The sequence below is a fragment of the Thermodesulfobacteriota bacterium genome (assembly GCA_025062045.1).
Taxonomy (GTDB): domain Bacteria; phylum Desulfobacterota; class Syntrophorhabdia; order Syntrophorhabdales; family JANXAF01; genus JANXAF01.
In genome coordinates this window covers 1-14,106 of the sequence record JANXAF010000017.1, presented here as the reverse complement: position 1 = coordinate 14,106, position 14,106 = coordinate 1, and the positions used below count along the sequence as shown (strand labels likewise).

Genomic DNA, 14,106 nt, shown 5'->3' with positions numbered 1-14,106 from the left:
GTGCCAGAGATGCAAACGGTTAACCAATGGGCTTCCTTTCATCACGAGAGACTTGACGGCTCCGGATATCCTTTCCATCTTACGGCGAAGGATCTCACTCTCGGTTCAAGGATAGTGGCTGTGGCAGATCTTGTTACTGCCCTACTCGAGGACAGGCCTTACAGAAAGGGCTTTTCTCCTAAGGAGATGTTCGAGATTCTGCGGAATCTCGTTCATGAAGGAGCAATCGATGGTCGGATCGTAAGGATAGCCGAAAGTAGTATTGATCTTATCCTGCAAAAGATCTCCAAACTTAAAGAAGAATCTTGATGCTCAGCTTATGGGGATTAGAAGCTTACGAATTAGCTCACCTTTTTTTGTGGCAAGCCCTTTCGAGTGCGTAAAAAAAATCTTTAAACCCTTTTGATTCCACGTCGAAGGAGACCTCTTCCAGTCTCCTTACGAGTGCACTTCCTATCACAAATCCATCTGTAAAATCGAAAAACTCTTCGATCGTCTCCGCCTTTGATATTCCAAATCCTAATACAACTGGTAGTTTTGTAAGGTTCTTCGTATCGATTAGCATCCCTTTTACGTCCTCGGGTAAACTTTCCCTTTCTCCTGTCACTCCAGTGACAGAGACAAAATATATGAACCCAGAGGCATATCTTTTTATACGCGCAATCCTACTCCTATTTGTAAGGGGTGAGACGAGACATACAAAATCGAGCCCGCCTCGTTTTGCGCACATCCAAAAAGGGTATGCTTCTTCGTAAGGTAGATCAACGCACAAAATGCCATCGACTCCTGATTCTTTCGCTTCATATATGAGTCTTTCGAACCCGTAAGAGAAAAAAGGGTTCATATAACCCATAAGAACGACTGGAATTTTAGCCTGCTTTTTAAATTTCCTTACTATCTCTAGGATGTCAAATAGCGTCGTTTTACTCTTTATCGCCCTCTCCATGGCCCTCTGAATGACAGGTCCGTCTGCCATAGGGTCAGAGAACGGAACACCAAGCTCAATTATGTCTGCGCCCTCTTTTGCGAAAAAATCCATGATCTCGATAGTCTTTTCCTTAGTCGGATCACCTCCAGTGATGTAAGGAATTAGAGCCTTTTTGCCCTCTCTTTTTAGAGTATCGAAAACTTCTTTAAGCGCCATCCTTTTTTAACCTATTTAAAACGGTTGTTAAATCCTTGTCTCCCCTTCCAGAAAGATTGACAAGGACTATCTTGTCTTTGAACTCTTTTCGATTTTTCATCAAAAAAGCAAGGGCGTGACTACTCTCAAGGGCAGGAAGAATCCCCTCCTCCCTTGAAAGGAAAAGATAAGCCTCGATGACTTCTTCATCTTCAGCGTAAGTGTATTGAACCCTTCCTGATTCGAAAAGGAAACTATGTTCAGGTCCAACGCTTGCATAATCGAGTCCTGGTGCAATGGAATAAGTGTCTAAAATCTGTCCCCATTCGTCCTGAAGAACGTAGCTTTTGCTACCTTGAAATATACCTATTCTTCCTTTCTGGAATCTCGCCGCGTGTTTATTTGTGCTTATCCCCTCTCCTCCTGCTTCAACCCCAATCAGCATGACATCCTTCATTTTGAGAAAGGGAAGGAATATGCCCATAGCGTTACTTCCTCCTCCAACACATGCAACAACAACATCCGGGAGTCTTCCCTCTCTTTTCAGGATCTGTCTTTTTGCCTCCCTTCCTATTGCGGAGACAAAGTACTTGACCAGCTCTGGATACGGATACGGACCGAAAACTGTTCCCAGAACGTAGTGGGTTGTCCTCACATTTGTAACCCAGTCCCTTAAAGCCTCATTTATCGCGTCTTTAAGTGTTCTCGTTCCGCTCTTCACAGGTTGGACTTTCGCACCGAGCATCTCCATTCGCATAACGTTAATTCTCTGTCTTTTTACATCATCCTCCCCCATATAGATCACACAATCCAACGCCAAAAGAGAGGCGGCCGTTGCACACGCCACTCCGTGTTGTCCTGCCCCTGTCTCGGCGATTATCCTTTTTTTATTCATTCTCTTTGCTAGTAAAGCTTGGCCTAGGGCGTTTAGAATCTTGTGTGCTCCCGTGTGGCAGAGATCTTCCCTTTTAAGATAGAGTTTAAACCCCAGTTTTTCTGAGGCATTTCTCGCGTAATAAAGCGGGGTTGGCCTTCCAATGTATTCTCTTTGGTAAGAGTGGAGTTCTCTTTTGAAGGATGTATCTTTTTTTGCAGCTTTTAGGACTTCTTCTAGTTCGTAGAGGGCAGGCATTAGCGTCTCTGGTACAAACCTTCCTCCAAAATTCCCGTAGTACCCTTTCTTACCCATAACACCTTATCCTTCTTATCAACTCTTCCATCTTTTTTGCGCTTTTCTTTCCAGGTCTCTCTTCAACCCCCGAAGATATGTCTATTCCATACGGTTTAAGTTCCAACGCTAAATCTATGTTATCGAGGTTTATTCCTCCGGCCAAAATAAACTCTCTTTTTACCCCTTTTAGCATACTCCAGTCGAATCTTACCCCTTCTCCTCCATACGCTTCAGTATAGCTATCAAGAAGAGGAAAATAGGGTGTACTTTCGATATGAGAGATATCATTTTCGTCTCTTATCCTAATCACCCTTATGGCAATCCTTTTATCAAGCTTAAGATCTCTGTAGATCTGCACCCGGTCTAGGTTGATCTCTCTCATGATTGTGAGGATCTCTTTTTCATCCTCTTCTACGAACACTCCGACGGTTGTGACGAAGGGAGGTAACCTATCTATTATCTTTTTTGCCGAGCTAGGTTCGATGTACCTTTTGCTCTTTTTGTAGAATACGAATCCGATTGCGTCTGCTCCAAGCTTACACGCCAAAAGGGCATCTTCCAAATTGGTTATTCCACAAATCTTAACTTTCACCATATTTGAGCCTTCGTATCTCGCCTTCCGGATCGTTAGATCTCATAAGCAATGTTCCAACAAGAAAACCGGAAACTCCGTATTCTACAAATCTTTCTATGTCCTCCCTCTTTTTTATGCCACTTTCCATGATAACGGGAATAGAACTTGGGACTCTTTTTAAAAGATTTAGGGCGTTATCTAGATCCACACTTAAAGAAGAGAGGTTTCTCGAGTTTATACCGAGTAAAAAATTGCCCTCAAATAGGTTAAGGACTTCAGTTAATGCGTCTTTTGTGTGGACTTCCAGAAGCACATCAACCTCATACGATCCACAGATTTTTAAAAAATTCTTTAAGTCCGCATTTGTTAGTGCCTCTGCGATAAGAAGTACACAGTCAGCCCCGTAATACTTACTTTCTACTATCTCATAAGGATCGACCAAGAAGTCCTTCCTAAGTACAGGAAGATGGGTCAGCTTTTTTGCAAGCCTCAATAAAGAAGGATCCCCTTTAAAGTATTTCTCTTCCGTCACAATTGAAAGCGAATCTGCTCCACCTTTCTCGTATGCTTTTATCTGTTCTTCGAATATCGTATTTTCGTTGAGCGTTCCAGCTGTCGGAGACGCTCTTTTAAACTCCGCGATTATCTTAATCTCAGCTGGGAATCTTGAAGAAAAAACCTCCAAAAATGGCCTTTTTTCGAGTTGAGATAGCCTATTCTCCATCTCCTTTTCGGGAAAAAGCCTTTTCTTTTTTTCAAGAATGGGGCGCTTTTCCTCCAGGATCTTCTTTAAAAACATTTTTTGCTTTCCTCTACGTAGCTCTCTAAGACCTTTAGCGCCAAACCCGAATCTATTACCTCCTTTGCATACTCGATCCCTTCTCCTATGCTTTTTGTCTTTCCCACAAGGTAAAACCCGTATCCGCTGTTTAAAAGAACCACATCCCTTTTTGGACCCCTTTCCTTTCCGCTTAAGATCCTTTTTGCAATAAAAGCGTTCTTTTGCGGATCACCACCCAAGAGATCTTCCTTTTTTGCTCTTTTTATTCCAAACTCCTCTGGGGAAAGTGAGTACCTTTTCACCCTTTCTTTGTCTATTTCGAAGACCGTTGTTTCTTGAGCCACACTTATCTCATCTAGACCGTCTAAGCTATAGTAAACTGCCGCTTTTTGAACGTCAGTCTTCGTTAATACTTCAACGTAGACATAAGCCATCTCAGGTTTTGCCACACCGAGAAGCATATAATCTGGCGATAATGGATTCGCAAGGGGCCCCACGATATTGAATATGGTCCTGATTCCTATATCTTGTCTTACCTTTTGGACTTGCTTTAGTGCGGGATGGAAAAAAGGTGCAAAAATAAAGGCAAATCCGGTCACCTCTATTAATCTTTGTATTTCGGACTCATCTTGGTTTAGTCTCGCCCCTAAAGACTCGATAAGATCTGCGCTTCCACAAAGGCTCGATAAAGCTCTATTTCCATGTTTCGCAACTTTTACTCCTCCTCCGGCTAAAACGAAGGCTGACACGGTGGATATATTAAAGGTTTTTTGCCCATCCCCTCCCGTACCAACGATATCAAGTAAGGGTTTATAAGGGACGGAGACCCTTTTTGCTTTCTCTCTTACCACACTTAGTGCTGCTAGAACTTCTTCAGGTCTTTCCCCTTTAATCCGGAGTGCAGTTAAGAATGCAGCTATTTGAGATTCTTTTGCCTTGCCCTCAACGATCTCACTTATGACCTCCTTTACCTCCTCGAAAGACAGATCTATTCGATCGGCGAGTTTCTTTATGGCGTCTTTGATCATACTTTTACCCCCGCGATCTCTAAAAAATTCTCCAATATCTTTTTGCCGCTCTCTGTAAGGATAGATTCTGGATGAAACTGGACACCTTCTATGAAGCATTCTCTGTGCCTTATCCCCATTACCTCCCCGTCTTCGGACTTAGCCGTAACTTCTAAAACCGAATCATCGATGGAGCTTTCATCTATTACGAGCGAATGATACCTTACAGCACGAAACGGGTTTTTTAAGCCTTTAAATATTGTTTTTTCGTCATGATAGATAAAGGACGTCTTTCCATGTAAAATCCTTTTTGCTCGCACAATTCGTGCCCCGAAGGCGTATCCGATACACTGATGGCCCAAGCATACACCAAGAATTGGGGTTTTATTCCCGAACCTCTTTATCACTTCCACTGTCAATCCCGCATCTTCTGGTCTTTTCGGTCCGGGTGAGATAACTATTGCGGAAGGTCTCATCTTTTCTATCTCGTCGAGTTTGAATCGATCGTTTCTCATAACCAGAATTTCCGATGTCATTTCCCCCAGGTACTGAAAGAGGTTATAGGTGAAGGAATCATAGTTATCTATGAGGAGAATCATTTGAGGATATCCCCGATACTTCGTAAAGTTTCTGTCAGGGCCTCTAATTTATTCAGTGTCTCACAGTACTCTTTTTCCGGAATCGAATCGAAAACAATACCTGCACCAGCCTGCATGAAGAGCTCATTTTTCCTCATAAGCAAGCTCCTTATAGTGATGCAAAAGTCCATATCGCCGCTAAAAAGAAAATAGCCTGTTGCTCCGGCGTAAAATTCTCTCTTTTCCTCCTCCAACTCTTCTATGATCTCCATGGCTCTTATTTTAGGAGCACCAACTACCGTTCCTGCAGGAAAACAAGAAGCAAAAACGTCAAAGGCATCTAGAGTTTCCCTTAATACTCCTCTGACCGAAGAAACTATGTGCATGACGTGTGAATACCTCTCCACATCCAAAAACCGCTCTACGACCACGCTACCGATTTTGGATACCCTTCCCACGTCATTTCTTGCGAGATCAACAAGCATCACGTGTTCTGCCAATTCTTTTTCGTCTGAAAGTAAGTCTTTTTCTAGTCTTCGATCCTCTTCTTTGGTTTTCCCCCTAGGTCTTGTGCCGGCAATGGGATTTAGCTGTATCACGCTATTTTTCATTCTCACCATTGTTTCTGGGGAAGAACCGATAAGACTGTATTCCGGAAAATCAAGGAGGAACATGTACGGGGAAGGATTTATAAGTCTTAAGGCTCGGTAGATGTCTGTACTTTCGGCATCGATAAGCACCTTTAATCTTTGCGACAAAACGACCTGAATAACATCTCCGTTTACTATGTATTTTTTTGCGGCTTCTGCCATGTTCTTAAATTTCTCTTCCGTAACTTTTGCTTCTATTCTATCCACACGAAGATCCTTCCTTTTCGGGGTTGGAATGGAAAACCGCAAAATGAGTTTTAGCTCCCGTACCCCTTCTTCACCTTCCTCTGGGCTTACTGAGATGAGGTCTATTTTTCCTCTATAGTTGTCGAAAATCGCAATCTTAGACGGAAAAACAAAGTACATGTCGTAACACCCTATCGTTTTTGGCTTTGTATCTGGAATCCTTTCAAAGAACCGGACTGAATCGTATGAAACGTATCCAAAGGCCCCGGCCGCTTGTACTTTACGTTCGTTTTCGTCAGTTATTTTCAGATTCTTGACCAAAAACTTTAAAATCTCAAAGGGATTTTCAACGGAGAGCTCGCCCTCTATTAAACCAGAGAGAAGGACTTTTTGCCCCAAAGCCTTGAATATGAGGTAAGGATCGAAACCGATAATCGAGTATCTACCTGATTCTTCTTTCTTTTCCGCGCTCTCGAATAGAAAAGAGGGGCCGTTCTCGTAGACAGATTTCATTTTGAGGTAGTAAGAAAGAGGGGTATCCAGGTCCCCAAGAACCTCTTTAATTATTGAATTCAGTTTTAGCGGACCTCTTTCGCTTACAATTTTTAGGAATTCAGAATAGTTCAACTCAAGTTCCTCCTGAGTCTAGAGAGTAGTGCTGAAAGTTCCTCGTAGTCTCTTTGCTTTATGATATGTTTCAAATATTCTAGTTTGCCCGTGATCTTGTCCAGTTCAAAAAGTGAGTAAGGGTTAAAAAGAATCTCCGCGAGTAGATGATCATCCTCTGATAAAAGGCCTTTCGCAATGGTTAAATGCTTTTGGAAGGTTGTCCCTGGAACGACTTTTTTTTCTACACAGGACGCAAATACAAGGGAGGAGACGAAGGGCACACTTAAAGAATAAGCCATCATTCTGTCATGCTCGTCGAATGTCAGTTCGAAAAATTTGATCCTAAATTTTCTGAAAAATCTTTTAAAAACCCTCATTCCTTCTTTGTCCGAACCGGATATGAAAATGACATTCTCTCCCCTTAGTCTCTCCAAATTGGCAAAGGTCGGGCCAAACATTGGATGCATTGAGAGATACCGTGCTCTTTTTTTTGTGTAGTACTCCGGAATATCACCCTTTATGGACGCTATATCTGAAAGAATGGTGTCTCTTGCTATGTGCGGCTCTATCTCCTCGAAGGCTCTTATCGTCTCCTTTAAAGACACAGCATTAAGAACAAGTTCCGGCCTGAAGCTTTTGAGATCTTCTGGTGGCAAAATAGCTATTTCGTTCTTTACTGTCTCGACTCTATTTTTATCCTTATCGAATCCATAAACCTCATGTTCCTTACTTAATCTTTGCGCAAACCAATATCCCATGTTGCCTAACCCTAAGACGTATATCCTCATTCTTTATCTCCTCTAGACGTGTAGCAACCTAAGAACTTGAAAAAGTCCGTTTCTTTTTTTAAATCCTCTATCGCTCTTCTCACCCTTTCCTCCTTTTCGGATCCGTAAAAATCAGTGTAGAAAAGATAGTGTCCCGGGTCACCCCTTTTGGGCCTCGATTCTATCTTGGTGAGGTTTATACTATACTCGGAAAATATTTTTAAAATCCGAAAGAGCGCACCTACTTCGTGTTTAGCGCTAAATATTACGGAACACTTATCCCCGTCATTCGTTCTCTTACTTGAGAGCACAACGAACCTTGTGACATTATCCGGATGATCCTCCACATTTTCCTTTATGATTTCCAAATTATAAATGCTCGCGCAAAGCTTGCTTGCAATGACACACGCACCTTTTAGTCTGTTTTCCGACAACATCCTCGCAGCCCCAGCTGTATCGTAATAAGGCCTCGGTTCAAGTTTGTGTCTATTTATAAAATCTCTGCACTGGTTGAGAGCTTGGGGATGGGAGTAAACTACTTTAAGATCCCTGTAATCATCGTCCGGCAGGGCAAGAAGGCAATGGTGAATAGGAAGATTCACTTCTCCTACTATGTACAACTTAGTGGTCAAAAGAAGATCCAAAACTTTAGAAATTCCTCCCTCGAGAGAGTTTTCAATTGGAACAATACCAAAGTCGAGTATCCCTTTTTCAGTCTCCTCAAAAATTTCTTCAAATTCCATGCAGGGAATAGGAACAAGGCTACGATCAAACTTCATAGCGGCAATTTCGCTATACGCACCGTGTTCTCCTTGGAATCCTATAAGTCTTAATCCCTCTTCTTGAACATCCTTACTTCGCTTTAGGATCAATCCGAAAAGTTTCTCTATAAAGTTCGCATCGATAAGGTAGCTTGGATGTCTCCTTAGATTGTTGAGGATCTCTTCTTCTCTTTGGGGGTCGAATATGCGCTCTTTGAGTCTTCCGATCTTTAGAACGATCTTAAACCTTTCGTCTAGAAGCTCTATGATCTTTTTATCGATCCCGTCAATCTTTTTTCTTAGCGTCCTAATCTCATCCTCTTTCATGCCACACCCTCCGTATTTTCTGTTCCATGAGCATAAGATCTGCAAGCACTATGCTACATGCGGCCTCCAAAATGACAGGGATCCTTATGGCAAAACAAGTGTCATGCCTTCCTTTAATTTCTATTTCGGTTCTTTGGCCTGTTCTTAAGTCTAAGGTCCACTGTTTCTTCCTTATACTCGGGGTCGGCCTTACAACTACCCTCAAAATCACATCATTTCCGTTTGTTATTCCGCCTTGGATACCACCTGAGTGGTTTGTTTTCGTCTTTCCATCAATGGATATTATCTCATCGTTATATTCCGATCCTTTCATACGAGATGAATCGAACCCGCAGCCGAACTCGATACCTTTTACCCCGGGAATCGAAAAAACCATGTGGCTTATTAGAGACTCGAAACTATCAAAGAATGGTTCGCCAAGACCCGGTGGAACGTTCTTTATCGTGCATTCTACGATACCACCTAACGTATCTCCTACACTCTCTGCCTCTTCTATTGCCGCAATAAAATCTTTTCTTCCTCCTACCTCGATGAGTTCCGCATGGACCGTTGTCGGCTTTATGAGCTTCTTCGCAACAACACCGGCTGCACAGATGGCCACGGTGAGTCTTCCAGAGAACTGTCCACCTCCCCTAGGATCGTTAAACCCTCCGTACTTTTTGTAGGCTACAAAGTCCGCATGTCCAGGTCTTGGAAGATGTTCGAGATCTTCATAGCTTTTTGAGCTCACATCTTTATTTTCGAAAAGGATAACTAAAGGTGAGCCATCGGTCCTTCCTCTGTAAAGTCCAGACTTAATGAGTGGAACGTCTTCCTCCTTCCTTTGGGTCACCCCTTTAAGATCTGGCATCCTTCTTTTTAAATCTTCTTTAAAGTCTTCCAAACTAAGCGGCAATCCGCTTGGACATCCATCTATCACCACTCCAACTATCTCTCCGTGGGATTTGCCGATTATCGTTATCCTGAAGAGTTTTCCGAACGTGTTCATCTAGTTAACCTCGAAAGTTCATCGAAAAACCCCGGATAAGACTTTTTCGTGCATCCCGGATTTAGAATCTCAATTCCTTCTGAGCTTCTAAGTCCCAGTATTGCAAAGGCCATGGCAATTCTGTGGTCTCTTTTTGGATCTATCGTTCCTCCCTTTATCTTTTTTTTGCCCTCTATCGTTATCTTATTTTCCGTAACCTCGAACTTGATCCCTAGCTTTTCAAATCCTGTACACATGCTTGAAAGCCTATTACTCTCCTTATGGAGCTGCCTATGGGTGCCATAGATTGTGCTTTTCCCCTCAGCACAGGCGGCAAGAACACAAAGAGGAGGGAAAAGATCAGGACAGTCGGAAGTGTCGAACTGGAATTGTCTAATTCTATCCTTTTGAACCATTACGCCGTAAGGCGTAATCTCCACTTTTGCACCGCACATTTTTAGAACGTCGATGATTCTTTTATCCGCCTGTTCTGAGTCGAATGCTAAATCTCTCACAAAGATACTTCCAGAGATGGCAGCGCCAACTAAAAAAAAGGATGCGGATGACCAGTCTTTCTCGACCGTGTAATTTATAGGATCGAAGCTCTGACCGCCTGGAATATAGATGGTGGATAGATCGTCATCGGCCTCAAATTTGACTTTCGCTTTCCTCAGTATATCTAGCGTCATGCGGATGTAAGGCTTGCTTTTCCCCTCTTTTATCCTTAGGACTGAGTCATTCTCTGTAAGCGGTAAGCAAAAAAGAAGTCCGGAGATGATCTGGGAAGTTAGACTTCCGTCTACCGTTGCTACTTTACCTTTCGCCCTGCCCCTAACTTTTACGGGCAAATATCCGTTTTTACTTACGCAATTGATATTGAATTCTTTAAGATCCTCTAATCTTCCAATCGGTCTTTCCTTTAAGCTCCCTTCTCCATCCAAGATTAACTCTTCATCCCTCAAAGCACAGATAGGGATAAACATACGGGCACAGAGCCCGCTCTCTTGGCAGTTGAAGACCCGTTCCTTTATATTCTTTTCGAGACCTCTTGTTCCTTCCACCAAGATTCTTCCGTCCTCCAACTTGAAAGTACCACCTAGCTTTTCCATAATAGAAATTGATGCGATCCCATCATCACAAAGGGACGGATTGATGACTGTTGATCTTCCTTTGGCGAGTAAACTCGCAGCGACTGCCCTTATCGTCATACTCTTCGATGGAGGGGCTATGACCTCTCCACTAATCGATGCCTTTTTAATCACAATGGAATCCATAGTCGATCTCCTCTTTTAATCTATTTGCTATTTCGTCAACGACCCTATTTTCCGTTGACACGATAATATCTGCAGTCTCTTTGTAAAATGGCATTCTCTCCTTTAGAAGCTCGTCTATCCTTTCGTATTTGAGTAAGGGCCGGCTTTTAGATCCAAATGTACGATTAAGGATCGTTTCTTTCTCTGCCCAAAGCCATACGGTAACTGCCTTTTCTTTTAAAGCCTCCCTTACTTTTGCACTCAAAATTGAACCACCTCCAAGCGATATGACAGCCTCTTTTTTGGTATTTAAAAGTTCTGTGATAATCTTCTCCTCAATCTCCCTGAAATAGCCTTCACCCTTCTCTTTGAATATTCGATCGATGGTTATTCTCTCTTTGGCCTCTATCACCTCATCAGTATCCAAAAATTCAAAACCTAGCTTCTCTGCGAGGGATCTTCCCACTTCTGTCTTACCTGAGCCCATAAAGCCTATAAGACATATGATTTTGCTCTTCTTTTCCGACCCATAGAGGACGTCCTTTAGAGCCTCATAAGGGATCTCAATACCTAGAAAGTGCCTTGCAGAGTAAATCGCCTGGAATAAAAACCAATCCTCGCCACCTATGTACTTTATTCCCCTTTCTTCCAAAACTTTTTTCCTTTCTTTGGTTCTTACGTAATTTGCGTCGAAAAATACCTGACCTTCTCGTATGAAATCCCCAAATTCGAAATCCAGATAGGCGGGCAAACAAAAGATCAATACGTCCATCTCTTTCAGTCTTTCCTTGTCTTGTGGGCAGATGTAGGAACCTCCAAAGATAGTAATTATGTTTTTTGCGTTTTTGTCGCTTCTGTTGAAGATGAAAAACGATGTGTGGGAAGACACAAAAAAAGCGACAGCTTTTGCTGAGCCACCAGCTCCAATGATGGCAACCTTCTTTCCTTTTAATTCCACTCCATTTTTCGAAAAGGCCTCCCTTATTCCGTCCACATCGGTATTAAATGCAAATGTTGTCTCACCGGAAAAAATTATTGTATTTGCAGCTCTTAACTTTTTTACCCTGTCATCCATAAGATCGACGTGCCTTAGGATCTCCTCCTTGTATGGACTCGTCACGTTTAGCCCCGAAAAGCCTATCTTTTTTCCAAAACTTATGGCTTCTTCTACTGAATCGACTATAAATGCAACATAGTTTCCGTTTATGCCCCAATTCCTGAATATGAATCTAAAGATTTTCGGGCTTTTACTGTGCAAGATAGGCCTACCTATGACTCCATACAACCGCATGTCACTTCTCAAAAAAAAGCTCCATTATTCCCTTTATGACAGTCCTTTCAATTTGACCTTCCGCCGTCTCTTTACCTTCCTCATAGGATGCAAAGGTAAAAGGACTTCCAAGTAGAAGGGAAAGGACTCTAGTCAACTTACCTTTCTCTCCCATGCCTGTGACTATTGTGCGATTCTTGAATTCCGGAACTTTAAGGAGTCTAAGAAGGTTTAGATTATCTTCATCTTTTCTCACCATGCATGAGATCTTGCCGTAATCGCCAAAAGATAGGCACATCTCTAGGATCCCTTTGAGTTCAGAAAAAGATCCCGTCTTTTCGAAGTCATGGTAAGAGACGATAACTTTCGAACCCTTTTCTTTGGCTTTCTTCTGGATTCTCAAGAGAGATTGAGTCGGAGTAAAAATGTCTACATCCACGTACGAAGCACCAGATTCTAACGCCTCAATCAGTAGCTCCTTCCTTTTTTCATGAGGAATCGAAGGATCTCTGCATGTGGCTATTAGGTTTGTGTGGGATGAAAATATTTTTCTTACCTCTTCGATGCCTATACCCATTCTGTCGATCCTTATTTCGGCAAATTCGACGTTTTTCAAAATTTTGAGACATTCATCCACGGACACACAGCCAATGCTTACGCAAACCATTTATGACCTCTCCAATAGCTTCAATTTTCACTTTTTCTATCCTTGATCTGCCTATCCCTTCTATGAGAACGATACTTATTGAGTCACCTTCTTTCTTTTTATCCGCCTTTATCTTCTTTAGTGCCTTGGAAAAGAATGGCTCATAGTCAGTTGGCAATCCGAACTTGCCAAGAAGATTTTCTATTCTCGATATGTCGCTTTTACTTAAAAGTCCAAGTTCTCTAGAGAACTCTATTTCCGCCATCATACCAACTGAGATCGCGCGTCCGTGGCTTAGTTGACAGGCCATTTCTATTGCGTGTCCAAACGTGTGACCGAAGTTTAACTTTCGCCTTTCACCGAAATCCGTTCTATCTTTTGCCACAATCGACGCCTTAATCAAAAGGGACTCGTAGATTATCTTCGTTATTAAGTCACTATCTTTGAGCCTGGAGACTGGTAGGCTCTCTAAGGTTTCGAAAAGATCCTTACTTGCAATTATGCCGTACTTTATCACCTCGGCAAAGCCGTTCTCCCATTCACAAGAAGGAAGGGTTTTTAAGAAACCGGGATCGATTATAACAAAGGAGGGTTGAGTGATTGTCCCTACCAGATTTTTTATTCCACAAAAATTGACTCCATTTTTGCCTCCGAAAGCGGCATCGACCTGGGCAAGTAAACTTGTGGGTAAAAAGCCGAATGGCATACCCCTCATGAATGTAGATCCAACAAAACCTGTTATGTCTAAGGTTACTCCGCCGCCTACGCCAACAAGGTACGTGTACCTGTCAGCTTCAAGCTCTAAGAGTTTTTTGTATATGTTTTGGACTGTCTTTAGGTTTTTGTTCCGTTCTTTTGCCTCTATCCTTATCACAATTCTTGGATCTATGGACTTTCCATAGATTTCCCAGACTCTTTCATCGAAGAGATAAACTGTCTTTTTTCCACAAAGAAGGTTCTCCAGTAAAAAACTGTAATCCCCAAAAAATACTTTGCACCCTTTCAAATCAATCTCTTTCATAGAGGGTTCTTACCGTCTCTCTAAGCTTGTTTATTTTCCTCATTAGACTTTCGAACTCCTCCGGTCTTAGGGACTGTTCCTTGTCGGAAAGGGCCGTATCCGGATTTATGTGAACCTCAATCATAAGGCCGTCCGCACCGGCTGCTAAAGCTGCCAAACTGAGGGAAGGTACCAAAGACGCCCGTCCTGCAGCGTGCGAAGGGTCTACAATCACGGGAAGATCGGTGATCTCTCTAAGAACGGATACCGCACTTACATCAAGGGTGTTCCTTGTTGCCCTTTCGAAGGTTCTTATTCCCCTTTCACACAAAATAACGTCGTAGTTTCCCTCAGCGAGGATATATTCTGCACAACTTAACCACTCTTCAATCGTTGAATGCATACCTCTTTTTAGAAGAACGGGCTTTTTTGCTTT

At 42.5% G+C, this 14,106-nt stretch carries 16 protein-coding genes; 1 reads left to right on the top strand and 15 read right to left on the bottom strand.

Features of this window, described 5'->3' with window-relative positions; genetic code table 11:
• Positions 1-309: phosphohydrolase (locus NZ583_08780; protein MCS7281687.1), on the top strand; the 309-nt coding region annotated here is incomplete at its 5' end.
• A gap of 37 nt (positions 310-346) precedes the next feature.
• Here the strand turns inward: NZ583_08780 and trpA are convergent.
• The 15 genes from trpA to NZ583_08705 all read right to left on the bottom strand — a co-directional run.
• Positions 347-1,144 carry a tryptophan synthase subunit alpha gene (trpA, locus tag NZ583_08775; protein ID MCS7281686.1) on the bottom strand — a complete coding sequence of 266 codons (798 nt, stop codon included), beginning with the start codon at positions 1,142-1,144 and terminating at the stop codon, positions 347-349.
• On the bottom strand, positions 1,134-2,312 hold the full coding sequence (trpB, locus tag NZ583_08770; GenBank protein ID MCS7281685.1) for a tryptophan synthase subunit beta: 1,179 nt from the start codon (positions 2,310-2,312) through the stop codon (positions 1,134-1,136). The genes trpA and trpB overlap by 11 nt, the downstream gene beginning before the upstream one ends.
• Positions 2,305-2,889: a phosphoribosylanthranilate isomerase gene (locus tag NZ583_08765; GenBank protein MCS7281684.1), complete on the bottom strand. Its 585-nt coding sequence runs from the start codon at positions 2,887-2,889 to the stop codon at positions 2,305-2,307. The genes trpB and NZ583_08765 overlap by 8 nt, the downstream gene beginning before the upstream one ends.
• Positions 2,876-3,667, bottom strand: a complete 792-nt coding sequence (locus NZ583_08760) for an indole-3-glycerol phosphate synthase TrpC (GenBank protein ID MCS7281683.1) — start codon at positions 3,665-3,667, stop codon at positions 2,876-2,878. The genes NZ583_08765 and NZ583_08760 overlap by 14 nt, the downstream gene beginning before the upstream one ends.
• Positions 3,658-4,677, bottom strand: coding sequence for an anthranilate phosphoribosyltransferase (trpD, locus tag NZ583_08755; GenBank protein ID MCS7281682.1), 1,020 nt, complete (start codon positions 4,675-4,677; stop codon positions 3,658-3,660). The genes NZ583_08760 and trpD overlap by 10 nt, the downstream gene beginning before the upstream one ends.
• Positions 4,674-5,255 (bottom strand): aminodeoxychorismate/anthranilate synthase component II, encoded by a 582-nt coding sequence (locus tag NZ583_08750; GenBank protein ID MCS7281681.1) that lies wholly within the window; start codon positions 5,253-5,255, stop codon positions 4,674-4,676. Before NZ583_08750 ends, trpD begins: the two co-directional genes overlap by 4 nt.
• Positions 5,252-6,697 (bottom strand): anthranilate synthase component I, encoded by a 1,446-nt coding sequence (trpE, locus tag NZ583_08745; protein MCS7281680.1) that lies wholly within the window; start codon positions 6,695-6,697, stop codon positions 5,252-5,254. Before trpE ends, NZ583_08750 begins: the two co-directional genes overlap by 4 nt.
• Positions 6,694-7,467, bottom strand: a complete 774-nt coding sequence (locus NZ583_08740; protein MCS7281679.1) for a prephenate dehydrogenase/arogenate dehydrogenase family protein — start codon at positions 7,465-7,467, stop codon at positions 6,694-6,696. The genes trpE and NZ583_08740 overlap by 4 nt, the downstream gene beginning before the upstream one ends.
• Positions 7,464-8,534, bottom strand: a complete 1,071-nt coding sequence (gene pheA / locus NZ583_08735) for a prephenate dehydratase (GenBank protein MCS7281678.1) — start codon at positions 8,532-8,534, stop codon at positions 7,464-7,466. The genes NZ583_08740 and pheA overlap by 4 nt, the downstream gene beginning before the upstream one ends.
• Entirely contained in the window at positions 8,521-9,522 is a 1,002-nt protein-coding gene (locus NZ583_08730) for a chorismate synthase (protein MCS7281677.1), read from the bottom strand. Before NZ583_08730 ends, pheA begins: the two co-directional genes overlap by 14 nt.
• A complete protein-coding gene (gene aroA / locus NZ583_08725) occupies positions 9,519-10,775 on the bottom strand; it encodes a 3-phosphoshikimate 1-carboxyvinyltransferase (GenBank protein MCS7281676.1) in 1,257 nt (418 codons plus the stop codon). Before aroA ends, NZ583_08730 begins: the two co-directional genes overlap by 4 nt.
• Positions 10,756-12,045 (bottom strand): hypothetical protein, encoded by a 1,290-nt coding sequence (locus tag NZ583_08720; GenBank protein ID MCS7281675.1) that lies wholly within the window; start codon positions 12,043-12,045, stop codon positions 10,756-10,758. The genes aroA and NZ583_08720 overlap by 20 nt, the downstream gene beginning before the upstream one ends.
• A gap of 1 nt (position 12,046) precedes the next feature.
• Positions 12,047-12,691: a type I 3-dehydroquinate dehydratase gene (locus NZ583_08715; protein MCS7281674.1), complete on the bottom strand. Its 645-nt coding sequence runs from the start codon at positions 12,689-12,691 to the stop codon at positions 12,047-12,049.
• Positions 12,654-13,691: a 3-dehydroquinate synthase gene (gene aroB / locus NZ583_08710; GenBank protein MCS7281673.1), complete on the bottom strand. Its 1,038-nt coding sequence runs from the start codon at positions 13,689-13,691 to the stop codon at positions 12,654-12,656. Before aroB ends, NZ583_08715 begins: the two co-directional genes overlap by 38 nt.
• Positions 13,678-14,106 (bottom strand): 3-deoxy-7-phosphoheptulonate synthase (locus tag NZ583_08705; protein MCS7281672.1); only part of this gene is annotated, 429 nt, incomplete at its 5' end. The genes aroB and NZ583_08705, both read right to left, overlap by 14 nt.